Source organism: Oscillospiraceae bacterium MB24-C1, assembly GCA_030913685.1.
Classification (GTDB): Bacteria; Bacillota; Clostridia; order Oscillospirales; family Ruminococcaceae; genus Yanshouia.
This window is the reverse complement of record CP133187.1, coordinates 782668-807406: the sequence shown is the minus strand read 5'-3', so window position 1 is coordinate 807406 and position 24739 is coordinate 782668. Positions and strand designations below refer to the sequence as shown.

At 49.9% G+C, this 24739-nt stretch carries 21 protein-coding genes; 16 read left to right on the top strand and 5 right to left on the bottom strand.

Annotation, left to right across the window (positions count from 1 at the left end):
• Positions 1–127 precede the first annotated feature (127 nt).
• The 5 genes from RBH76_04020 to rnhA all read right to left on the bottom strand — a co-directional run bounded on the left by RBH76_04020 (position 128) and on the right by rnhA (position 6237).
• Positions 128–1828: a S8 family peptidase gene (locus RBH76_04020; protein WMJ84603.1), complete on the bottom strand. Its 1701-nt coding sequence runs from the start codon at positions 1826–1828 to the stop codon at positions 128–130.
• A gap of 80 nt (positions 1829–1908) precedes the next feature.
• The gene (locus RBH76_04015; GenBank protein WMJ84602.1) at positions 1909–3594 is read right to left on the bottom strand and encodes a S8 family peptidase; all 1686 of its coding nucleotides are present in this window, start codon (positions 3592–3594) and stop codon (positions 1909–1911) included.
• Positions 3595–3929: 335 nt separating this feature from the next.
• Complete coding sequence (gene nifU / locus RBH76_04010) at positions 3930–4379, bottom strand: Fe-S cluster assembly scaffold protein NifU (protein WMJ84601.1); 450 nt, start codon at positions 4377–4379, stop codon at positions 3930–3932.
• A gap of 30 nt (positions 4380–4409) precedes the next feature.
• Positions 4410–5597, bottom strand: coding sequence for a cysteine desulfurase NifS (gene nifS / locus RBH76_04005; protein ID WMJ84600.1), 1188 nt, complete (start codon positions 5595–5597; stop codon positions 4410–4412).
• 193 nt (positions 5598–5790) lie between these two features.
• A complete protein-coding gene (gene rnhA / locus RBH76_04000; GenBank protein WMJ84599.1) occupies positions 5791–6237 on the bottom strand; it encodes a ribonuclease HI in 447 nt (148 codons plus the stop codon).
• 732 nt (positions 6238–6969) lie between these two features.
• Here rnhA and RBH76_03995 point away from each other — a divergent pair.
• The 16 genes from RBH76_03995 to RBH76_03920 all read left to right on the top strand — a co-directional run bounded on the left by RBH76_03995 (position 6970) and on the right by RBH76_03920 (position 24665).
• Positions 6970–8628, top strand: a complete 1659-nt coding sequence (locus RBH76_03995) for a ribonuclease J (GenBank protein WMJ85196.1) — start codon at positions 6970–6972, stop codon at positions 8626–8628.
• A gap of 143 nt (positions 8629–8771) precedes the next feature.
• Positions 8772–10757, top strand: coding sequence for a DHH family phosphoesterase (locus tag RBH76_03990; protein ID WMJ84598.1), 1986 nt, complete (start codon positions 8772–8774; stop codon positions 10755–10757).
• 37 nt (positions 10758–10794) lie between these two features.
• Positions 10795–11238 (top strand): 50S ribosomal protein L9, encoded by a 444-nt coding sequence (rplI, locus tag RBH76_03985; protein WMJ84597.1) that lies wholly within the window; start codon positions 10795–10797, stop codon positions 11236–11238.
• Between the two features lie 95 nt (positions 11239–11333).
• Positions 11334–12707: a replicative DNA helicase gene (gene dnaB, locus RBH76_03980; GenBank protein ID WMJ84596.1), complete on the top strand. Its 1374-nt coding sequence runs from the start codon at positions 11334–11336 to the stop codon at positions 12705–12707.
• Positions 12697–14118, top strand: coding sequence for a tRNA lysidine(34) synthetase TilS (tilS, locus tag RBH76_03975; protein ID WMJ84595.1), 1422 nt, complete (start codon positions 12697–12699; stop codon positions 14116–14118). The genes dnaB and tilS overlap by 11 nt, the downstream gene beginning before the upstream one ends.
• Before the next feature lie 6 nt (positions 14119–14124).
• Positions 14125–14664: a hypoxanthine phosphoribosyltransferase gene (gene hpt, locus RBH76_03970; GenBank protein ID WMJ84594.1), complete on the top strand. Its 540-nt coding sequence runs from the start codon at positions 14125–14127 to the stop codon at positions 14662–14664.
• 145 nt (positions 14665–14809) lie between these two features.
• On the top strand, positions 14810–16747 hold the full coding sequence (ftsH, locus tag RBH76_03965) for an ATP-dependent zinc metalloprotease FtsH (protein WMJ85195.1): 1938 nt from the start codon (positions 14810–14812) through the stop codon (positions 16745–16747).
• A gap of 332 nt (positions 16748–17079) precedes the next feature.
• On the top strand, positions 17080–18369 hold the full coding sequence (locus RBH76_03960; GenBank protein ID WMJ84593.1) for an insulinase family protein: 1290 nt from the start codon (positions 17080–17082) through the stop codon (positions 18367–18369).
• Positions 18362–19630 carry a pitrilysin family protein gene (locus RBH76_03955; GenBank protein WMJ84592.1) on the top strand — a complete coding sequence of 423 codons (1269 nt, stop codon included), beginning with the start codon at positions 18362–18364 and terminating at the stop codon, positions 19628–19630. The genes RBH76_03960 and RBH76_03955 overlap by 8 nt, the downstream gene beginning before the upstream one ends.
• Positions 19631–19650: 20 nt before the next feature.
• Complete coding sequence (gene lgt / locus RBH76_03950; protein ID WMJ84591.1) at positions 19651–20700, top strand: prolipoprotein diacylglyceryl transferase; 1050 nt, start codon at positions 19651–19653, stop codon at positions 20698–20700.
• A gap of 121 nt (positions 20701–20821) precedes the next feature.
• On the top strand, positions 20822–20995 hold the full coding sequence (locus RBH76_03945) for a DUF6132 family protein (protein WMJ84590.1): 174 nt from the start codon (positions 20822–20824) through the stop codon (positions 20993–20995).
• Between the two features lie 205 nt (positions 20996–21200).
• Complete coding sequence (rplU, locus tag RBH76_03940) at positions 21201–21512, top strand: 50S ribosomal protein L21 (protein ID WMJ84589.1); 312 nt, start codon at positions 21201–21203, stop codon at positions 21510–21512.
• Positions 21513–21551: 39 nt separating this feature from the next.
• Positions 21552–21812, top strand: coding sequence for a 50S ribosomal protein L27 (gene rpmA / locus RBH76_03935; GenBank protein ID WMJ84588.1), 261 nt, complete (start codon positions 21552–21554; stop codon positions 21810–21812).
• A 291-nt stretch (positions 21813–22103) separates the two neighbouring features.
• The gene (gene obgE, locus RBH76_03930) at positions 22104–23378 is read left to right on the top strand and encodes a GTPase ObgE (GenBank protein ID WMJ84587.1); all 1275 of its coding nucleotides are present in this window, start codon (positions 22104–22106) and stop codon (positions 23376–23378) included.
• An 11-nt stretch (positions 23379–23389) separates the two neighbouring features.
• Positions 23390–23839 carry a ribonuclease III domain-containing protein gene (locus tag RBH76_03925; GenBank protein WMJ84586.1) on the top strand — a complete coding sequence of 150 codons (450 nt, stop codon included), beginning with the start codon at positions 23390–23392 and terminating at the stop codon, positions 23837–23839.
• Complete coding sequence (locus RBH76_03920) at positions 23787–24665, top strand: YitT family protein (protein ID WMJ84585.1); 879 nt, start codon at positions 23787–23789, stop codon at positions 24663–24665. Before RBH76_03925 ends, RBH76_03920 begins: the two co-directional genes overlap by 53 nt.
• The last annotated feature ends 74 nt before the right edge of the window (positions 24666–24739 follow it).

Sequence of the window (24739 nt, the reverse complement as noted above, 5' to 3'; positions counted from 1 at the left end):
TTCTGTCATATAGCGTTTATTAAGGCGCAAAACGCAAAAACCTTATTTCGTTAAAACAAAAATGCATGTTTATTGACGACAAGTTTCTATTAATGTCGAAAAGTTACCTCAGGAGCAATTGGCAATCTTATCTGGCAGATATTTCACGCATATAATAGAAGGATTGCAGCAGGTTTAAAGAACCAAAACCCCACTGAGAGTTGGGGTAGTTCATTTCATTGCTACGGTTACATCCACGTATTAAGTAGGCTTTGATGGAGGAAGTGCTAAATCCAAGATCGTGTCCGTTGACGATGGCCCACTGCATCATCAGCGCGCACGCGCCAGAAGTGATGGCGGTGGCAATACTGGTGCCGCTCATAAAACCGTATCCCGTAGGGTAGATATCGCCAATCTGATAACCTGGCGCCACAAGATCTGGCGCAATGGGGTCGATTCTTGTGGGCCCCCATGAGGACTGGGGATATAGAATATTGCTGTCAGAGTCGGTGGCGCCGCAGCGTATTGTCCCTAGTCCGGTTGCGGGATAGGTGATGGTGTAGTAAGGGTCCGAGGTGAGAAATTCTACGCTGGGTGAAACAAACCCCATTAACGGTAGCCAGGCCTGTATCGTTCCGTCGAGAATAATATCCCCATATACAGTGATGGTCCATATGCCGGGGGTGGCATCATGTATTTTAACGATTGTAACCTGATCGCCACTGCCCTCAATTGGAAAGTGATAGGAGATGTTAACCTCTGAGCGTTCTAGCACAAGGCGAGTGGTTAACGAGTAGGCAGCCTTGGCGGGTACTCGTTCAATCAGTTCGCCGGTAGGGGAGCGCAGCGACACAGAGGTTCTGTCACTAATTTTATTTGAAACTACTATAAAAATATCCCCGGCGTCTTCACCCGCTCGAACATCAATGTCCACCGGCCCTTTATCCGGCGAGAAACGTTTATAAAAATGGCGCTTGCTTTGACTTTCATTTCCAGCTGAGGTGCATATGCATATACCGGGAATGCTACCAATTGTATACAAATACTCCTCACAGGCACTATAGCCGTCATGACTGTCATAATCTGAACCTAGACCAATGCATATGATGGCCGGACGATTCATCTCGATTGCTTTTTTGGCAATATAATCAACGCCTAGCATGAGAAAAGAAGCCTCAAAGGCATTTTCTTGTTCTTTAGGTACCATAAATCGATCGAGATAAAAAGGGTAAGCTTTTTTTAACTTCACCATAATAATTTCAGCATTGGGTGCTGCGCCGATGACATCTTCCGAGGGACTGGCGGCCGCAACCGAAGCAAGAAAAGTGCCATGCCCCACCTCGTCTCGGTGTGGAACAATTTCATAAGGATTATCTGAAGCCAGTGCGGCGTTTATTTGTTCGTTGCTATACTCCGTTCCCAGCGGGAAGCCGTTTGGCGGTGTGCCGGGAATTGTTTGGTCGTAGATATATCTGATCTTACTGGAGCCATCCTTGTGCTTAAAAACCGATTGGGTATAATCAATTCCAGTATCTACAAACCCGATGATTACCCCTGTGCCGTCTAGATTAAGATAGGGCTGCTGCTGCACCTGAATAATACCGGATGATTCCAGACTGGGCCGAATGGTGAGCCCCAAAACCGTTGGGATGCTATTTATATAATCTGTACCCATATATGACGTCATTTCATTATAATCTTTAATTCTGGCAAAACAGATGATATAGGTGCCTTTAACGGTATAGCTTGCAATAAGACCGGGATGATTTAAAATCATCTGGTCATAATAAGCATCTTTTCTTATTATAAAATCAACGATATCCGGTGCGTACAGTGTGTCTTTATCCAAAAAAGAGCCTCCTTTCGGACGGCACAGCATGTGCGCCGAAGCGTTTATAAAGATGAAAACCTAGAGGAATACCCCCTCATTTATAGCTCGCGCATATAATAGAAAGTTCGCGTCAGGTTTAGCATGCCGAAACCCCACTGATTATTGGGGTAAACAATCAATTCATTTCGGTTGCAGCCACGGATAAGATAAGCTCTTATTACAGGCGTACAAAAACCAAAATCGTGGCCTTTTACAATGCCCCATTGCATCAGCAGCGCACTCGCGCCCGCGGTGATGGCAGCGGAACAACTTGTGCCGCTCATATAGCCGAATCCCGTAGGATATATACCGCCAATTTGATAACCGGGTGCCAGTAGGTCGGGTACGTCGTTTTGCATTCTCGTCGGGCCCCAAGAGGATAGGGGATATAGAATGTTGCGCACACTGTTATAGGCGCCGCAGCATATAGGACCCAGTCCGGTGGCTGGAAAGGTGATGGTGTTATAAGGGATGGATGATAAAAATTCAACATTAGGCGAAATAAAACCGGTCATCGGAAGCCAAGCAAAAATAGAACCATCTATGATAAAATCCCCATAGGCGGTGATGGTCCATAGGCCGGGTGTGGCATTGTGTATTCTGACCACGGTCACCTGGTCACCACTGCTGCTTACCGGAAAGGAATAGGAGATGCTAACCTCCGACTTCTCCAGCACAAGTTTTGTAACTTGTGTGAGCAGTGGCTTGGCCGGCACTCGTTTTACCAGCTCGCCGGTGGGGGAACGTACCGATACTGATATGATGTCAGAAAGGCGGTTTGTAATGGTGATCAAAATATTTCCGGCGTTTTGACCCACCTGAATATCAATGTTCATGGGCGCTTTATCGCGCGTAAAACGATTGTAATAGTGATGCTTCGCCTGACTCTCGTTGCCGGCAGCTACGCAGACACATACCCCCGGAATGTTTGAAACATCGAACAGATAATCTTCTAGCGGGCTGCTGCCGTCATGATTATCATAATTGGAGCCAAGCCCGATGCATATGACAACCGGGCAATCAAGTTGCCTTGCCTTTTTTATAATGTACTCCACACCTAGAATCACCGATGTGGATTCGAAAGCGTTTTGCTGTTCTTCTGGTATTAATAGCTGTTCACGCATGAACGGGTAAGCTTTTTTGAGTTTGACCATGATAATGCCTGCTTCCGGTGCAGCGCCAATAAAATCGCCATGGGCAGAGCCGGCTGCTACTGATGCCAAAAAAGTTCCGTGCCCAGCATCGTCGATATGTGGTAGAACGCTTTGGGGAGACTCTGAGGCCAGCGCAGCGTTAATTTGCTCTTTGGTGAATTCGGCTCCTATCGGAAAGCCATCCGGCGGTGTTCCCGGGATAGACTGGTCATATATAAACTCTATTTTACTGGTGCCATCGCTCTTTTTAAAGACGTCTTTTGTATAATCGATGCCTGTGTCCAAAAAACCAATCAGTACTCCTTGACCTTTTAGGTCGAGATAGGGCTGCTGTTGAATCTGGGTAATGCCAGATGCCTCTAACTCCGAGCGGCCCAGAAGACCCAGAACATTCGGCAAACCGGGTTCAGACCCCATGAAGCGGGCCATTTCTTCATATCCGTCGCGGGTAGCGTAACAGATGGTATAGGTGTCGTTAATTGTGTGGCTGGTGATGAAACCCGGATGTTCGAATATAAAGCGCTCAAAATAGGCCCCTTTTCTAATGAAAAAGTCTACAATATCTTCAGAATATAAATCGCTGTTATCCAAAGTTTACGCCTCCCGGAAACATGTTCAAATACAGGGTTGCTAATACGAAAAGCGATTATATAAGCAGGCTTAATGCATATTGCATTATATTTAAAGCGTATCAAAAATATGAAAATGATGGCTTTACTTTATAGCATCGCCCAGCACATTGGTGCTGTGACAATGATTATCTGCCAAGAAAACAGAGCGTTCAAGCACATTTGTCTGGTGGATTTTTTCAAGATATGCTAAAAGCCAGCGCCTTTTAGACGCTGGCTTTAGAATTAAGATATGTGCCGGAAAATTCGGCGGATCTAATCGGACAAACCGAATTGCCGTGTTTGGCTTTACAGGTGTTAGTTGTTTTCGCAGGTTGCGCAGTTATCGCAGTGGTGCGGATCATCCACAATCTTGCCAACAATCGGCTCAGGGTCTACACCCTGCCTGCGATAATAATCCGAAAGTGCGGCACGAACCGCCTGCTCGGCCAGTACCGAGCAATGTACCTTGACAGGGGGCAGCCCATCAAGGGCGGAGATGACCGCTTTGTTCGAGAGTTGAAGGGCCTCGTCAAGTGTTTTGCCCTTGATAAGCTCGGTAGCCATCGAACTGGTTGCAATGGCGGCACCGCAACCGAAGGTCTTAAACTTGACGTCCTTAATGACGCCCTCGTCAATCTTTAAATACATTTTCATAATATCGCCGCACACGGCGTTGCCTACCTCGCCGACGCCGTTGGCATCGGGCAGCTCACCTACATTGCGCGGATTGGAAAAATGGTCTAAAACCTTTTCAGAATACATCATAACTATCACACATCCTTATTATTTGGAAGATTACTTTTCTTCAGCCATCAACTTTTCCCACAGCGGGGACATTGCACGGAGGCGGGAGATGATGGGCTGTAGCTCAGCTAGAATATAGTCAACATCCTCCATGGTATTTTCGTCACTAAGAGAAAGGCGCAGCGAACCGTGTGCAATCTCGTGCGGCAGGCCGATGGCAAGCAACACATGACTAGGATCAAGCGAGCCAGAGGTACAGGCGGAGCCGGAAGAGGCGCAGATGCCCTTCATATCAAGCATCAGCAGCATCGATTCTCCCTCAATGCCCTCGAAAGAGATGTTTAAGCTGCCTGGCAAACGGTGTTCGCGGCTGCCATTAAGGCGGCAACGAGGGATTTCCTTTAAAATACCGTCGATCAGGCGATCGCGCATTTCCTTCTTGTGGGCGTTGCGGGCATCTATATCGGTCGTGGCAATCTCAATGGCAGCGCCAAGCCCCACGATGGAGGCGAGGTTTTCGGTGCCGGCGCGGCGGCTACGCTCTTGTGCGCCGCCGTCCATAAAGGTATCGATAACAACACCGTTTTTGACATACAGCACGCCGACGCCTTTGGGGGCGTGGATCTTATGACCTGACAGCGAAAGCATGTCAATATTCTGAGCCACGACGTCAATCGGTACATTGCCAACCGCTTGCACCGCATCGGTGTGGAACAGAACCTTAGCTGCACGACAGACGGCACCAATTTCGGCGATAGGCAGCACGGTGGCGATTTCATTGTTGGCATACATGATGCTGACAAGCGCCGTATCGGGCCGGATAGCAGCCTTAACCTGCTCGGCGGAAATCAGCCCTTCGCTGTCAACTGGTAGGTATGTCACTTCAAAGCCCTGTTTTTCAAGCGCCTGAAAGGAATGCAACACAGCATGATGTTCAAAATTGGTGGTGATGAGGTGTTTTTTGCCTTTTTTAGCACCAACGGCAGCAGCACCCTTTATTGCCCAGTTATCCGACTCGGTTCCGCAAGAGGTGAAAAAGATTTCATTGACTTTGGCGTTCAAAGCCTTGGCAACCTTTTCACGGGCGGTGTCAAGCCCGGACTTGGCCTCGCGGCCCTTGGAATAAACGCTCGAAGGGTTGCCGTAATGCTCAGTCAAATAAGGTAACATAGCGTCCAACACAGGTTTGGACACCGCGGTTGTAGCGGAATTATCCGCATAAACAAAACGTTTTTCCATGATAAATCCTCCAAGAGCGAAAATCGCTATTTAAATTGCCGTCCTGCCGAACCAAAGGGAGCCGTAGCAGACGCAGCGCTATAAAATTACGGTCTTATACATTAGAATACCTAAAAACAGAGAAGCTATACTCTTTTTGTCAACTTTATTGTATACCTTATTTGTATGAAATGCAATAGCTTTGTTTAATTTTTTAAAATTTTTTACTTTCGGCTACTGCAAGCCGATCGCAGCGCTCGTTTTCAGGGTGTTCATTATGCCCTTTTACCCAAACAAAACGTGCGTTGTGTCGCTCTAATAGTTCAAGCAACTGCTGCCAGAGATCGACATTTAATGCAGGCTTTTTATCCGCTTTGACCCAGCCACGTGCGCGCCAGCCACGCGCCCAGCCTTTTTCAACTGCGTCGATGACATATTTGGAGTCGCTGTAAATGGTAACGTCACAGGGCTCCTTGAGCGCTGAAAGCGCCTGTATCACAGCGGTGAGCTCCATGCGGTTGTTTGTCGTCTCTCGTTCTCCGCCCGAAAGCTCTCGCTCGACGGTGCCATAGCGCAGAATAGCCCCCCAACCACCCGGGCCAGGGTTGCCGGAGCATGCGCCGTCAGTAAATATTGAAACCTTCTTTTGCGGTATCGACATAAAACCCTCCAGAACTTGTGCTATTTTTTTAATAAAGTTTTAACTCTATTATATTACACCTATACTCCGTACACAATAGTAATGTGCCGTTTAAGGGCATTTACTTGACAAATTTGGTAGTAGCGAATATAATAATTCAATTGTAGAACTATATCGTTTATATTAACGGTGAATACCGTTTTGATATTGGATTTGTTTTTTTTCGTCGTTGACCGGAAATGGCGGCGAAACTTACATATTAAATTATGAAAAATAGAATATGGAGGATTATTTGTGCCTGAAACAAAAAACAAAACGTCCGCCGAGGGAAAAAACAATTTCTCCCGGCGCTCAAGATTTGCGCCTAAAAACCGCCAACAAGCTTCTGAAAATGTTGTTATAACTGAAACTGGCTTGTATGGAAAGGTGGATTTAGACGCCCAGAAGGCTGCCGCACCTCAGCAGACGCAGGAGCAGCCCCAGAAAAAGCAGGTCGAAGGGACACACCGGCCCAGAAAACCGCTTACTAAGAAAGAGATATTTGAACAAAAGGGCGATAACCGCACTGAGCAGCCTACCTTGGCGACTCAACCGCAAAAGCCCGCTAGCCGCCGACGCGGTAGACCCAAAAAGTCTGATGTTGCGCAGACGGTAAACGAAGCAGCGCCACTTGCCACTGTGCCGGTTGAGGCCAAAAAGCCAAAAAATCGCCGTGGACAAAAGAAGGATGCAGCGGATAAAACCCCGGTTCGCATTATTCCGCTTGGCGGTCTGGGCGAAATCGGTAAAAATATGACGGCTATCGAATACAAAAATGATATGGTGATCATCGATTGCGGTCTAGCTTTCCCGGATGATGACATGCCGGGTATCGACCTTGTGATTCCGGATTTCTCATATGTGGTCAAAAACAAGGAAAAGGTACGTGGCGTCTTTTTGACCCACGGTCATGAGGACCATATCGGCGCCCTGAGCTACTTGTTAAAAGAGATTAACGTGCCCGTTTATTCGGCGCGGTTGACCATTGGACTGGTGGAAGGCAAACTCAAGGAAGCCGGTATCCTGAACAGCGCAAAGCTCAATGTTCAAAAGGCGGGGGATGTTGTCAAGATGGGGGCCATTTCGGTGGAGTTCATCGCGGTCAACCATTCCATTCCGGACGCCTGCGGTTTTGCGATCTTTACACCCGCCGGCACGCTTGTGCATACCGGTGACTTTAAAATCGACTACACGCCGGTTGACGGCCAAATGATTGATCTTGCGCGCTTCGGCGAGCTGGGTCGCCACGGTGTGCTTGCGCTGATGTCCGACTCGACCAACGCTGAACGCCCCGGTATGACGCCGAGCGAGCGCCGCGTGGGCGAATCGTTTGAGATGTTGTTTAAAAAGGCGGGGGACCGCCGGATTATTGTCGCTTCGTTTTCTTCTAATGTGCATCGCATCCAGCAGGTCATTGATACCGCTGTGCGTCACGGCCGTAAGGTTGTTGTTTCCGGGCGCAGCATGGAGAATGTAACGGCAAAGGCCATGGAACTGGGCTATCTTAAAGCGCCAAAGGACACGGTTATCGACGTCGACCACATGCGCGGCATTCCGGATGAAAATGTTGTCATCATCACCACCGGCAGCCAGGGCGAGCCAATGAGTGCGCTTACCCGAATGGCGCGTGGTGACCACCGTAAAATCAATGTCACAGGGCATGATTTCATCATCATCTCTGCCACGCCGATTCCTGGAAACGAAAAGCTGGTCGGCAAGGTCATCAATGACCTTATGGTGCTGGGCGCTGAAGTGATCTACGAAAGCACCATGGGCATCCATGTGTCGGGTCACGCCTGCCGTGAGGAAATTCGCACCATTTTAGGACTGATTAAGCCAAAGTATTTTATTCCGGTGCACGGTGAATACAAGCATCTGGTTAAAAATCGCGAGTTGGCTATTGAGATGGGTGTTAAACCCGATCATATCGTCGTCAGCGAAACCGGCCGCGTTATTGAGTTGACCGAGAATTCGGCCAAGGCTGTGGCGACGGTGCAATCCGGTGCCGTCATGGTCGACGGAAGCGGCATCGGTGATGTAGGCAGCATCGTGCTGCGCGACCGCAGACTCTTAGCTGAAGAGGGATTGATCATTGCTGTTGCAGCGATTGATGCTAAGACCGGCGCTGTCATTTCCGGGCCGGATATCGTCTCGCGTGGATTTGTATATGTACGTGAATCTGAGGAGCTGCTAAACAGTGCCAAGCAGGTTTGCAAGCAGGCGCTTAGCTCGACAGCTACCAACGCACAGGGCGGCAGGGAATGGTCCAATCTTAAGCAGGCGGTTCGAGATCAGCTCGGCGGCTTCCTCTATAATAAGACCAAGCGTCGGCCGCTGATTTTGCCAATTATACAGGAAATACAGGTGCCGTAGTCCGGCATTGCACAGTAATCGGTCTGCCAAAAAGCAACTTTCGGCAGACCGATTTTGTTTTGCCATTTTAGAACAAAGATGTTATAATTAATCAGCACGTCACCTGTTAACCACGTTTTAGACTTTTGACATAGGAGAATGTGATGAGACAAAAAAATAGGCTTTATCGGCCTGTCTTTTATCTAATGCTGTTTGAGCTGGCTGCGGTTTCGCTGGCGGCGTTGTATTTTAATATTACCTATTTTTATACTGTGGTGTCCATTTCTTTGCTTTCGCTTGGTTTGGCACTGATTTACATGCTTCGAGCCGACCGCGAGGTCGATCGCTTTGTCACCCAGATTGGTCAAGAAATCAGCAAAATGCAGACCGACACGCTCGTGTCGCTGCCCATGCCGGTTATGGTGGCAGATGATAAGGGGGAGCTGCTTTGGTATAATGACTACTGCCGTACGCACCTGTTTACTGAGGGTGAGCGCTACGGTCATCCTATTAGCGAAATTCTCGGCGAGATCGACAGCGAGGACGGCTGTTTTTCTATTGAGTTTAAAGATCGTTCTTACACTGTTTATTCGGCCCGTAGCACTCGTGGTAGCGGCAAAAATCTAACATCGGAGGCCGGACGTTCGCTATTTGTCTATTACCTGTGCGACGACACTGACTTAAAATGCGACGCGGCACAATACTGGGCGTCACGCCCCTCGATGATGGCCATCATGATAGACAGTCTCGATGAAGCACTACAGGATGCCAAAGAAAATGAGCGTTCTCAGCTGATGGCACAGGTCGAATATGTTATTGAGCAGTTTGTCGGTGACCACGACGGCTTTGTCATAAAGACTGATCGCGACCGGTTTTTTGCGGTTATCGAGGAGCGGCACATGCCCGGTATTGTCGAAAAGCGCTTTGCGCTGCTCGACCGTGTACGTGCGCTTTCAAGTGTGGATAAAATCCCGGTGACGCTGTCGATTGGCGTTGCAAGAAATGTTGATTCATATCCCGAGGGCGAACAAGCGGCGCGTCAAGCGCTGGATATGGCGCAGGGCCGCGGCGGTGATCAGGCCGCTGTCAAGACGCCTAGCGGCTACGATTTTTACGGCGGCGTTTCTAAGGGTATTGAAAAACGCACCAAGGTCAAGACTCGCATTGTTGCAACCGCGCTGGCCGAACTGATCAACTCAAGCTCCAATGTTATTATTATGGGGCACAAGTTTGCAGATCTGGACAGCCTGGGTGCTGCGGTCGGCCTGTTGCGGCCGATTCGCCAGATGGGTAAGCCGGCTGTAATCGCCATTAATCGCTCGCGCAACCTTGTTAATACACTGATTGAGCGCTTAGAGAAGAACGGCTACGAAAATAGCTTCTTAAACCCGTTTGACATTATGGATACCATTACCCCCAACACGCTGCTCATCATTGTGGACACGCATCTTGAACACGTGCTGGAATCTTCTGAGATTTACCGCGCGTGTAAAAATGTCGCCATCATCGACCATCACCGCCGCATGGTGGGCTATATCGACAACGCGGTTATTTTTTATCATGAACCCTATGCGTCCTCAGCTTCTGAAATGGTGACCGAACTGATACAGTATTTCGGCGATAAGCATCGCATCACCCGTGTGGAAGCGGAGGCGCTTTTGGCCGGCATTATGCTCGACACCCGAAATTTTGTCATCCGTACCGGTGTGCGAACTTTTGAGGCGGCGGCCTATTTGCGGCGTCAGGGTGCGGATACTGTTGAGGTACGTAAGTTATTTTCCTCGTCGATGGAATTTTACCAGCGGCGGGCGCGGGTGGTTTCCTCGGCAGAAATATACCACCGCTGCGCTATCGCCACAGCGACTGCAATGAGTGAAAATATCAAGCTTGTTGCGCCACAGGCAGCTGATGAACTGTTAAATATCAGCGGTGTGGATGCATCGTTTGTACTTTATGAATATGATGATGGCATATCAATTTCTGCACGCTCAATGGGTAAGATGAACGTTCAGGTCATCATGGAGGCCCTCGGCGGCGGCGGACATCAGACTATGGCTGCGACCCAGATTCCGGACATTTCGATGGAGGACGCGCGCCAAAAGCTACTTGAAGCAATCGAGGACTACACACAGCAAAATCATATTGCCTAACTTGCTGTTTAAATTTAAACGCTGGAGGTACACTAAAATGAAGGTAATTTTATTAGCGGATGTTAAGGGAACCGGTAAAAAGGGAGAACTTCGCGAGGTTTCGGATGGGTATGCTCGCAACTTTTTGCTACCTAAAAAGCTGGCGCAACCCGCTACCCCCCAGGCGGTGGGTGAAATGAAGGCCAAGCAGGATTCTGCAGCTCATCACGCGGAGGTTGAGCGTCAGAATGCTGAGGCGCTGGCCAAGAAGCTCAACGCCATGACTGTTAAGGTACACGCAAAGGCGGGCGTAGGCGGCAAGCTGTTCGGCGCTGTTACTACCAAGGAAATTGCAGATGCCATGACCGAGCAGCTCGGTACGGTGGTTGATAAGAAAAAGGTTTCGATCGACGGGGACATCAAGACCTACGGAGAGTATGAAGCGATTGTCAAGCTGCATGCGGGCATCGCGGCAAAAACAAAAGTTATTGTTTGTGAGTAGGTACAATTGCCCATTATAATCGCTGCGGTTTATTGACTGCCAGCGGTCAGTTTCTATTGCGCTTTTAGATTGATTCAGGCAAAGGAGATCTTGGGGTGGAGAATAAATTTGATAACTATTTCGGCGCAACGCCACAGGAACTTCCTTATAATCTTGAGGCGGAGCAGTCGGTGCTCGGCGCGGTGCTCATCGATTCGCAGTGCGTACCGGAGGTGCTCAAATACCTAAAACCTGAAAGTTTTTATCGTCAACAGCACCGGGATATTTTTTCGATTATTATGCGGATGTTTATCGCCTCTGAGACGATAGACTTTATTACGATTTTAGAGCAGGTCTGCCGGGAGGATGTTTTCCCGACCGACCAGGATGCGAAAATTTATCTGACGCAGTTAGCGCAGGTGGTGCCCACTGCCGGTAACGCAGAAGCCTATGCCCGTATCGTTCGGGAAAAATATTATTTGCGCAGCCTAATTTCTACCTTTGAGCAGGTTATCGGCGCTTCGCGCGAGGGCAATACAGACGCAAACTTGCTCATGGATATGGCCGAGCAGGGAATATATGATCTGCGACAGGGGCGAGATTCCTCCGGCTTTACGCATATCAAGGACGTCATCGCGGGAACCTATGATCGTTTGCAGCGTTTAAGCGGTGAGGACCGCGAACAGTATGTCGGCATTCCAACCGGATACCCGCTGCTGGATAACGTTATTATGGGCTTGAACAAATCCGACCTTATAGTATTGGCGGCTCGTCCCGGTATGGGTAAAACTGCTTTTGCGTTAAACCTTGCGTTGAATGTTGCGAAGCAAAAACGCAGAGTTGCTATTTTTTCGCTGGAAATGAGTAACGAGCAGCTCGTGGAGCGCCTGATTTCCTCCGAGGGGCTTATCGCTTCAGAAAATTTGCATCGTGGCAATATATCGTTAGAGGACTGGGAGAAAATTGCGGTCGCCACACAAAGGCTGACACCGCTACCTGTTTATTTGGATGATACAGCAGGTATACATATTGGCGAAATGAAGGGCAAGCTGCGAAGGCTGCGCGACGTCTCGCTGGTTGTAATCGATTATCTTCAGCTCATGACCGGTGGCGACGGCTCCAAACGCCGCAGCGAAAACCGCGTTCAAGAGGTTTCGGAGATGACGCGTTCACTTAAAATTATGGCGAAGGAGTTCAATGTGCCGGTTATCGTGCTGTCGCAGCTTTCGCGCGGACCTGAAACACGTACTGACCGGCGGCCGATGCTGTCGGATCTTCGTGAATCCGGCTCGATCGAGCAGGACGCCGATATTGTCATGATGCTTTACCGCGCGGCCTACTACGCCAAAGACGACCCCAACGTGCCACAGGGCGAAGCCGAATGTATCGTGGCTAAAAACCGCCATGGCACAACCGGAAGTGTCAAATTCGGTTGGGATGGCGCGCACACGACTTTCACGACACCGGAGCTTGTACGGGATGAAGGATAGCGTTTTAAAGACCATTCAATCACACCATATGCTCAAGCAGGGCGAAAACGTCATTGTCGGGCTTTCCGGCGGGGCGGATTCGGTTGCCCTGCTTTGCGTTTTATATTCTCTTAAAGACGAATTACGCATTACGCTTTCGGCCTGCCACATCAACCATAATCTGCGTGGGGAAGAAAGCCTTCGTGACGAGCGTTTTTGCGGGGCGCTTTGCAGTCGGCTGGGTATTTCGTTAGTCGTGAAAAACGTCGATGTGTTGTCCTATTGCGCCCAAAATGGCTGTGGTACCGAAGAGGGGGCGCGCGACCTTCGGTATCAAGCACTGCAAAGTCTTGATTCTGACGCTAAAATTGCGACAGCACATACTCTTTCTGACAATGCCGAAACGCTGCTGATGAATCTGACGCGCGGCGCGGCGCTCGAGGGGCTGTGCGGCATTCCACCCGTCAGAAATAACATCATACGTCCGCTGATCAACTGTACCCGCGATGAGGTGGAGGAGTATCTTAAAGAACAGGGACAGGATTTTGTCACTGATTCGACCAACCATTCAAATGATTACAAGCGCAACCGCATTCGACATACGCTGATACCGTTGTTAAAGGCACTCAACCCGTCCTTTGAGCAGGCGGTGCGCCGTACTGTTGACGCTTTGCAGGCGGATAAAGTGCTTTTGGGACAGATGACGGCGCAGGCGTTAGCTGCGGCCGCTATGCCTGAAACGCCTGTAATTCTACCGGACTGGGCCAAACGCTTGGTACCGCTTTTACCACGGCGGCCAAAATGGTCGCGCGCGGCGTTGATAAGTCAGCCCAAACCGGTTCGGTTGCGCTGTTATAAAGAAATGCTGCTTACAGCAGGTCAGCGCTACGACGCTGACCGACTGGCACTGGTCGACGAGCTGGTGCTGGTGGGCAGCGGGGGCGTTTCGCTCGATGGCTGCAACACGCTGCGCTGTGACGGCGAAGCTCTTTTTCTTGAGACACTGTTTAAGCCGCCAAGGCTTGAAGAACGGCAAATTTCGCTCTCTGAGACGACGATACCAATAAAAATCCCGCTAAATGAGGGTGTTTTTCTTCAAATATGCGAAATTGATATAACAGAGATAAAATTTTTTGTAAATAACCGTAGTTTGCAATTTAAAAACGCAATTGACTGTGATAGAATAAATGAGATTATCACCCTGCGCCCGCGTGCGGCTGGTGATAGAATTGCGCTTGTTGGGCATAATTGCACACAATCGCTAAAAAAACTGCTCAATGCAATGACCGTTCCAGCGCTGCTCAGAGATGGCTTAGCTGTCCTGAGCGATGAAAAAGGGCCCGTCTGGATCGAAGGGCTTGGCGTCAGCGAACGGGCCGCCATTTCACGGAATACCCGGCGCGCAGTGCTGATCAGAATACAGGAGGAATGACAAAAAGTGCAAAATGATATTCAGAAGGTACTTATTTCTGAAGAGGAAATCAAGAATAAGGTTGCGGAGCTAGGACGTCAGATTTCAGAGGATTATAAGGACAAAAACCTGATGCTGGTCAGCGTACTCAAAGGTTCGGTGGTATTTATGGCCGACTTGATGCGTGCCATTACCATTCCGGCCTCAATTGATTTTATGTCTGTCTCCAGTTACGGCAGCGGCGTCAAGACCACCGGTGTCGTCAAAATTATTAAAGACCTTGACGAGGTGCTCACTGGCAGGGATATTCTGATTGTCGAGGATATTCTCGACTCTGGCATGACGCTTGCTTATCTCAAAGAGCATATCGGCGCCAAGGATGCCAAAAGCATTCGTATTGCGACCTTGCTTGATAAGCCTGAACGTCGCCGTGTCAACATTGTGCCAGATTACAAAGGCTTTGCCGTCCCGGATGAATTTGTGGTCGGATACGGCCTGGACTTCGACGAAAAATATCGCAATCTACCGTATGTGGGCATTCTCAAGCCCTGCGTATATGAAGAATAAATTTTAGCAGGGAGTGTAACGATTGAATAATTCTAACCAGCCAAATAAAAACCCCAATCAGGGCCCGGGGCAGAACCCGCGCAACAGCTTCAACCCTAAAAATAACCGTGGCATTATTATTTATGTTGCCGTGCTGATTGCGCTTGTGCTTATTGCCAGCAGTACGTTCGGTCTGAGCAACAAAGAGAGCCCCTATAAATATTCCGAAATTGTCGCGTTTTTTGACGACAATAAAGTTCAGGAATATACCTTTGACCTCGGTACCGGCGAACTCAAATTCAAATTGAAGGGCGAAACCGAAGAGAAAATCTATACAGTGCCCAACACCAATTTGTTCATCAACACGGTGCAGGAAAAGGTTGAGGAATATAACCGTGAGAATCCCAGCGATAGAATACCCCATGAACTAATACCGATTGCGACGATGCCGTTCTGGGTTTCGTACCTGCCGACACTGCTGCTTATTCTCGCCATGGGCGCGTTGTGGTGGTTCACCATTAAGCAATCGCGCGGAGGCGGCAATATCTCGGGCTTTGGCAAGGCTAAGGCGCGCACTCCCGACCAGGGTCGCCGCGTTACCTTCGCCGATGTCGCCGGTGCGGACGAAGAAAAAGCTGAACTGGTCGAGGTGGTCGAGTTCTTAAAATCGCCGGAGCGGTTTAATACGCTCGGCGCGCGCATTCCCAAGGGTGTGCTGCTTGTTGGCCCTCCCGGAACTGGTAAAACCCTGCTGGCTCGTGCTGTTGCGGGTGAGGCGGGCGCGCCGTTCTTTTCAATTTCCGGTTCCGACTTTGTTGAGATGTTTGTCGGCGTCGGCGCTTCGCGTGTTCGCGACCTGTTTGAGCAGGCAAAAAAGAACGCCCCTGCCATCATCTTCATCGACGAGATCGACGCTGTTGGTCGCCAGCGTGGCGCAGGTTTGGGCGGCGGTCATGACGAGCGTGAACAAACCTTAAACCAGCTGCTGGTCGAGATGGACGGCTTCGGCTCCAATACCGGTGTCATTGTCGTTGCTGCGACCAACCGCCGGGATATCCTTGATCCAGCACTGCTGCGCCCGGGTCGCTTTGACCGTCAGATTGTTGTGGGTTATCCCGATATAAAGGGCCGCGAAGAAATCTTGAAGGTTCATTCTAAAAATAAACCGCTAGGCCCCGATGTTAACCTGAAGACCATTGCTTCCACCACCGCTGGCTTCACCGGCGCTGACCTTGAGAATGTTCTCAACGAGGCGGCTCTGTTGGCTGCCAGAAAGAACCTGAAGGCTATCACGATGGAAACCGTCGAGGAAGCAACCATCAAGGTTATTGCAGGCCCCGAGAAGAAGTCGCGTCTCATCACCGAAAAGGATAAGAGACTTACCGCTTATCACGAGGCGGGTCACGCGGTGGTCACTTATTATATGGATACCGCCGACAAGGTGCATCAGGTGTCGATCATTCCTCGCGGTATGGCGGGCGGCTTTACCATGAGCCTGCCCACTGAGGACAAGAGCTACCATACCCGTAAGGAGATGAAGGAGAATATCATCACCCTGCTGGGTGGTCGTGTGGCTGAGGCACTGGTACTCGACGATATATCGACCGGTGCTTCCAATGATATTGAACGCGCTACCGCCATCGCCCGCGCAATGGTTACTCGCTACGGATTTTCTGAAAAGCTTGGGCCGGTTGTTTACGGTCATGACCAGAGTGAAGTGTTCTTAGGGCGTGATTTCAACCAGTCCCGCAACTATTCCGAAGAGGTTGCCTCTGAAATTGATAACGAGATTCGCAATTTGGTTGAAGAGGGCTTTGAACTGGCAAAGAAAAATCTCGTTGAGCATATGGATCAGCTGGTGCTGATTGCAGAAACGCTCATTCGCTGCGAGAAGATCGACGCAGAGGATTTTGAAAGCCTGATGTCCACGGGTGAAATGACTTCTGTTAAAAAGAACACAGCCGCTCCTGCCGCTGGAAACGATAAAGCGGACGAAGTAGCTGTTATCGATAAGACTGATGTTACAACGTCTGACGACACTATCACAGAGTCTTTGCTTGGCGAAGAGGCTTCGTCGAACGACGACGTCCCACCACGCGCTTAAAGCCGATTAAAAAGCCGCGCTGCAGAATGATTTTTATCATCATTTTGCGGGGCGGCTTTTGTCCGTGCATTCTAAAGCGGATTTTGGTGCAGACTAATACAAAATACTGCCTAAAAACCACGATGCCTTTGCGTTTAATTTTGCGCCTGTCTTTGTTATCCTCCTTGCAGGGCGGTAGCCCGTCTGCCTTGACAGACTCAAAAACTGTTTGCGCAAATCCATTCGCGCTTTAGCTAGTGTTTAGTATAATGCTGGAAATGTTCATAAATCTGTGATACAATGACAAAATGAAAATTTATGAAATAAGACATGAAAAGGTTGGAGAGGTATTGATGACGACAAATCTGATTCGTACCGCGCTCTCGCGCGGCGTTAACCTGTCAGTGTTAAGCGATCCTAAATTTAAGCATAACCGGATTTCAATTAACCTGATTGTGCCGCTTGACGCGCAGACGGTGAGCTGCAATGCCATATTACCGTTTCTCCTGCGCAAGGGCAGCCAAAGTTGCAAAGATTTTACTCAGCTCAACCGCCGTCTTGACGCGATGTATGGCGCCTCGCTTGCTGCCGACGTCAGTAAAAGCGGGGGTAACCAGATTATTACACTGGGCATAAAAATGCTTGATGACCGTTTTACTCTCGGCGGGGAAGCGCTGGTGCAGCAGGCGGCCACGCTGCTGCGCGAGCTGCTGATGGAGCCGTTGATTGAAGACGGCGTTTTTGACCGAAAGGAATTTTTCCTAGAGCGTCAGAATTTGATTGATACGATAGAGAGCCTGATAAACGACAAGCGCAGCTATGCACTCTCCCAGTGCCGGATGCTCATGGGCCGCAATGATTCCGCAGCACTGCAAAAATATGGCACGGTGGAGCAGGCCCAAAAACTTACCCCAAAAGACGCGGCTGAAGCTTACCGCAGGCTTTTGGATACCGCCGCCGTTGAGATTATGTTTGTCGGTTCGGGCGACCCTTCGGCTGCTTCAGAGGTCATGAAAAAGGCCTTTGCTGGTATGACAAGAGCGCCGCAACCCTTTACAGACGCGAAAATTTGCCCTGCGGGTGAAGAGACGCTTAAAAAGGTGGAATACCTCGATGTGGCACAGTCCAAGATGGTGCTGGGCTTCCGCAGTGATAAACGCGGTAATATGGCCGAGCAGTCTGCCATGCGCCTGATGACGGCGCTTTATGGCGGCACGCCGTCTTCGAAGTTGTTTTTGAACGTACGAGAGAAATTGTCGCTTTGCTATTATTGTGCGGCACGCTATGATCGTAGCTCGGCCGTCATGTTCGTGGATTGCGGCGTGGAAAAAGAAAACATTGAAAGTGCTAAAAAAGAAATACTTGTGCAGCTTGATGAGATTAGAAACGGCAATTTTGATGATGAAACACTTGAAAATACCCGCCTTCAGATTAAAAACAGCCTGCGCGCCGTGTCGGATTATCCCGGCACTTTGGAGGAATGGTATATCTCCCGCATTTTATCAGATGAAGTTGCCACGCCTGAAGAGGAGATGCGTGCGATTGATGCCGTAACCCGAGAGCAGGTGATTGAGGCTGCCAAAAAAATTCGGCTTGATGCGATTTATCTGCTCACTTCAAAGGAGGAATCGGTAGATGCTTAGTGAAACTGTTGCTTGCCGCCGTTTGGAGGAGAGCTATACCCGCATCGTCCACCCCAGTGGTCTGACGCTGATGCTTTGCCCGATGGAGGGCTTTTCAGGCGCACATGCGCTGTTTGCCACTCGCTGTGGTTCGATAGATGATTCGTTTGCAATCGGCGACGAAGAATACACCACTGTGCCCAATGGCATCGCGCACTTTTTAGAGCATAAGCTCTTTGAAAGCGAAGAGGGGGATGCCTTTGAGCAGTATGCCAAAACCGGTGCTTCTGCCAACGCCTACACTTCGTTTGATCGTACGGCCTATCTTTTTGGCTGCACCGATAATTTTGACCAGTCGATTGAAATTCTATTGAATCTTGTTACAAAGCCCTATTTCACTGAAAAAACGGTACAGAAGGAACAGGGTATCATCGGGCAAGAGATCAGAATGTACGACGACGATCCCGACTGGCGCGTATATTTTAACCTGCTCGGGGCGCTGTATCATAACCATCCGATTCGAGTGGATATCGCAGGAACGGTGGAGTCGATTTCTGAGATTACCGCCGAACTGCTTTATCGTTGCTACAACGCGTTTTATAACCTGAACAATATGGTGCTGTCGGTCGCCGGCAACTTCGACATTGACACGGTGATTAAGGCCTGTGATAAAATTTTATTGCCTGCCGCACCGGTGACGGTTCGCACGCGCGAAGTTGACGAACCCCAGTCGGTGCGTGAGCGTCGGGTCGAACAAAAGCTTGAGGTTGCGACTCCGTTGTTCCAAATTGGCTTTAAGGGTACCCCGAAAAGCTACCGCGAGAATATTCTCGCGCAGGTGACCGGTGAGATTGTTTGCGATCTGGCCGTGGGTGAGTCGACCGAGCTTTACCGTACACTTTACGACGAGGGGCTGATTAATGCTAGCTTTGGCTCCGAGGTGATGGCGGGTCCCAATTATCTTGTGAACATTTTCTCTGGCGAATCAAGAAACCCCGACGAGGTATTTGCGCGTATTTTAAAAGGTGTGGAAGAGTTACAGCAAAATGGCATTTCGGCCGAAGCTTTTGAACGTGCGCGCCGCGCCGCCTACGGCCGCTATGCCGGCGTTTATAGCTCGGTTGAGGCGATGGCGGGTATGATGGTGCTGGCGTCTCTCGCGGACTTTAGCGCCTATGAACCGTTGGAGCTGATCGACGAATTGACTTTGAATGACGCGCAGGCTTTTCTGCGTGAGAATTTTGACCCTGCGCGCTGCGCGCTCTCGGTAGTACGGGATTAGACAGAAAAGAGGGGACAAACATGGATTCATTTATCCATTTGGCCAGTGCTGATACCGCTGCAAAGTTGGCGTTTCCCGGTTTAGGTTTGGATTTTTCCATCTCACGGGTAGCGGTCTTTATCGGGCCGTTCACTATTTACTGGTACGGCATCATTGTGGTGACTGGCATCGCACTCGGCGTCATTTACGCCACCTGGCGCGCCGCTCAGTTCGGTGTTGACAAAGAGAAGCTCAGCGACGTTTTTCTTTATGCAATCATCGCGGGCATGCTGGGTGCGAGGGCCTACTATGTTGCTTTTTCGTGGGATTATTATAAGCTGCACCCCGAAGAGATTATTCAGATATGGAAGGGCGGCATCGCTTTTTACGGCGGCATTATCGCGGCAATTCTCTGCGGTTATCTGCTGTGCCGCCGCTGGAAGCTTCCGGTGGTGCGGGCACTGGATGCCTCGCTGGGCGGTTTGTTATTAGGGCAGTCAATCGGGCGCTGGGGCAATTTTGTCAACATTGAGGCGTTTGGCGGCTATTATGAAGGTCCGTGGCGCATGGTCAGCCCGGTTATAGACAATTATTTTCACATGCACCCCGATTTGCTACCGGGCTTTACGCCCGATCAGGTATTACAGATGAGCGACATACCGGTGCATCCCACCTTTTTCTATGAATCGGCATGGACGATGCTGGGCTTTTTATTTATCGTGTGGTACACCAAACGGCGCAGATTTAACGGTGAGCTGACGTTGATGTACTTTTTCATCAACGGCCTAGGCCGCGCGGTCATTGAAGGATTGCGCACCGACAGCCTGACTGCCGGCAGCATTCGTGTCTCTCAGCTGTTAGCAGGCTGCATGGTGGTGTTTGCCGTGGTGCTCTGGCTTGCAGTGTACAAAAAGCTGGCCGATGGTACCGCACCGGCGTGGATGTTACTGACGACGCCTGAGCCGGCAGATGCGACAGAGACTGCAGATAGCACCCAAACTGCTACAACCGAGCAATTGCAGCCGGAAGAGACTATGTCCGAAGATCATGATACAGAGAGTGCTGATGAAGCGAGCCGCAGTCAGGATTAAGACATAACTCCTTGCTCGAAAAATACACGAAGTGTAAAACAGACCGTTTTGCGGCTATTGTGATTGAGTCACAGTCTTATTAAGTGGTTTTTGATAGCATTAAGCCAGTGAGGTGAGTGCTATGAAAATTTTAGGCTATGTAATTGGCGGTGCTGTTGGTGCTTTGGCAGGTTATCTGTACTATTATTTTGTGGGCTGTGCTTCCGGGCGCTGTCTAATCACGTCTAATCCGTGGAGTTCAACAGTCTACGGCCTTGTACTGGGTGTTTTGATTGCAAGTATTATAATCAAATAAGTTTTATTTTGATGTCTATGTTCATATCAGCATTGACAAAGGTTAGCGTTGTCAAAATGTTGTAAAAGGCAGAAAAATGCCTTGACAAAGCCAAAAGTCTATGATACTATAATTTTTGCCGCATGTTTCAGGTTATAAGTATACCTTTTTTTAATCAAAGGTGACGCCTGAAAGCAGCGAGACTGAACAGATAAGCAGGTGTAACATGTACGCAGTATTCACTACCGGCGGTAAGCAGTACCGTGTCGCTCAGGGCGACGTGATTTTCGTCGAAAAACTCGACATTGAGGTCGACCAAACCATCGAGTTCGACAACGTTCTCGTTGTTGGCAAGGATGACAGCGCTGTTGTGGGCACCCCCACCGTAGCGGGAGCTAAGGTTGTTGCCAAGGCTCTGAAGAACGGTAAGGGCAAGAAGATCACCGTCTTCACCTACCGCTCCAAGAAGGATTCCAAGCGTAAGATGGGCCACAGACAGCCCTATACCAAGCTTGAAATCACCGCGATTAATGCTTAAAGAAATCTAAACCATTTATTTACTGGAGGTGCAAAACCAATGGCACATAAGAAGGGCGTTGGCTCAACTAAAAACGGTCGCGACTCCGAGTCCAAACGACTAGGCGTGAAGCGTGCCGACGGTCAGTTTGTAAAGGCTGGCAATATTCTGGTTCGTCAGAGAGGCACCCACATCCATCCCGGCGAGAATGTCGGAATCGGTTCGGATGACACTCTGTTCGCGCTTTCTGACGGAACGCTCCGTTTTGAGCGCCTCGGCCGTGACCGTAAGAAGGCTTCGGTCTACGCGGCAGAGAACTAAGCTTACGAACAAAAATCCCGAGCGTTCGCTCGGGATTTTTCTGTGTTGTGGCCTTGTGACGCACTTTTGATCCATCTGGTGGTCTGGGGCGACGCACTATTATTACAAAATGGAATGATGATGGTTTTGCAGCAATTCGTAGAGAATGAGCCGGGCAGAGTGTCTCTTAGCAACCGGACCGGTTTTGAAAGTCGTTCGGCTTACTCTTTTCTGAACACACGCTGTGAGCAGGATAACCCGCACCCGATGGGCAAAACTATTGGTGTGCGCCCCCACAAAGGAGGGAAAAGCATGTTTATTGATAAGGCGTTTATTAAAATAAAGGGCGGCAAGGGCGGCGACGGTTGTGTGTCGTTCCACCGTGAAAAATATGTCGCGGCAGGCGGCCCGGACGGTGGCGACGGCGGACGTGGCGGTAATGTCGTGTTTGTGGCCGATACCAACAAAACCACTCTGATGGAGTTTAAATATAAGACTCGTTATTTTGCTCCCGAAGGTGAGCCGGGCGGTCGCCGCCAGTGCAGCGGCAAAAATGCCGAGGATCTTGTCGTTCGTGTGCCAATGGGCACGCTGATACGTGAGCGCGAATCAGGCAGGCTGCTAGCCGACATCTCGGACGATGCGCCGGTGGTTATCGCCAAGGGCGGACGCGGTGGTTGGGGCAACCAGCATTTTGCTACACCCACTCGGCAGATACCGCGCTTTGCAAAGCCGGGCATGCCGGGCGAGGAATTTGACGTTCAGCTTGAATTAAAGCTGTTGGCTGATGTCGGATTGGTAGGTTTCCCGAATGTGGGCAAATCGACGCTGATTTCGATGGTGAGCGAGGCCAAGCCCAAAATTGCCAACTACCATTTCACTACGCTAACACCGGTGCTGGGTGTTGTGCGGGTGGATACAGAAAAAAGTTATGTCATGGCGGATATCCCTGGACTGATTGAGGGCGCTTCAGAAGGCGTTGGATTGGGGCATGAGTTTTTGCGCCATGTAGAACGCTGCCGTCTGATGGTTCACGTCGTGGATGTCTCAGGTTGCGAGGGGAGAGACCCCCTAGATGACTTCAATTTGATTAATCGTGAGCTGGCCAATTTTTCGGAGGCATTGGCCGAGCGGCCGATGCTGGTGGCTGCCAACAAGTGTGATATTGCATCGCCTGAACAAGTGGACAGCTTTACAAAAGCACTGGAACAGCGCGGTTATCGAGTGTTCTCGATTTCTGCTGCGACCAATCAGGGCATAGAGCCTCTAAAGAATGCAGTTGCTGCCGAACTGGATAAACTGCCGCCAGTGCTGCGCTATGAACCCGATCCGCTGCCGGAAATCGACACGGATTCTACCGGGCGACGTCAGTTTGAGATTACTCGTAGCGATGATGGGATATACTATATTAAAGCGAGCTGGCTGCCTTATATTCTCAGCTCGGTTAATATGGACGACTATGAATCGCTGCAATATCTCCAGCGTTCGCTGCGTAGTAGCGGCATCATCGACAAGCTGGAGGAAATGGGCATCAAAGAGGGCGATACCGTTGACATCGACGGTTTTGAATTTGATTATCTGAGATAAGGAGCTGTTGTATGCTGAATGCAGAAAAAGCGCCTGATCTCAGGCTAATTAACCCTTTGACACTGGCTTTTGTCGGAGACGGCGTATATGAGATGTTGGTGCGCGAAGAGATTGTCAATCGCTATACTAGCCTTTCGGCCAACAAGCTGCATACCCTTGCGGTGGAGATGGTGCGGGCGACTGCGCAAGCGCGCGGTTTTACCGTGATTTCGCGCGCCCTCACCGAGGCGGAGATGACGGTGTTTAAGCGTGGTCGCAACGCAAACGGTGTGACGCCGCCACGTCACACTTCTGCCGGTGAATATCGCACTGCGACAGGCCTTGAAGCGCTGTTCGGGTGGTTATATCTCGGCGGAAATCAGCAGCGTATTCGTACATTGTTTAAAATGATTTTGGACGGGGATTCGCATGAAGCAAGGCAGAACCCCGACATCGAAGACGTGGCATTACCTCAAAACTGAATTTCTTACTGAAACCGCCGCCGCAGCGCTGTTGGCGTTGGGAATATGCGTATTCTCCGCACCCAACCGTATTGTTGGCGGCGGTCTTTCAGGTATTGCATCGGTGCTTTTTATCTTGTTTGGTCTGCCAATTGGCACGGTCAGCCTTGCATTGAATATTCCGTTGCTGCTGCTGGGCTGGCGAATACTCGGGCATCGTTTTATCTTACGGACGCTGCGCATTACGGTAATCATGTCCGTTATAATGGATGCTACAACGGCGCTGGTGCCGCCCTATAACGGCGAGCCACTTTTGGCGTCAGTATTTGGTGGGCTTTTTGCAGGCGCCGGCCTTGGCATTATCCTCATGCACGGTGATTCGACCGGCGGTACCGATATTATTGTCATGCTGATTAAGAAAAAGCGTCCGCATCTTTCGTTTGGTTTTATCGTTTTAGTTACCGATTGCGCTGTCGTGCTGATGGCTGCAATAGCCTATCGCAGCATGGATACCATCCTGTATGGTACGGTGATGATTTATGCCTCAACGGTAGTCATCGACCGTATCATAGACGGTGCGGACGCCAGAAAGCTGGTGCTGATTATCACGCGTGAGCAACAAGCGGTAACACAAGCGCTGCTGACTGGGCTGGAACGCGGAGTTACAGTACTTTCGGCACAGGGTGGGTATAGCCGCGCGCCAATTTCTGTGCTGCTTTGTGTGGTGGATAAAAGGCAGATTTTTAAATTGAAGGCATTAGTGCGCCGAAATGACGGCAGTGCCTTTGTGATTATCGCCCATGCTACCGAGACACTAGGCACCGGGTTTAAACAGCTTTGGGACTAATCATAAATAGAGCTTGCTATCGACAATAATTACATTGTTATTTTCGATGCGCTCAGTTATGATGGGGAAGTAGA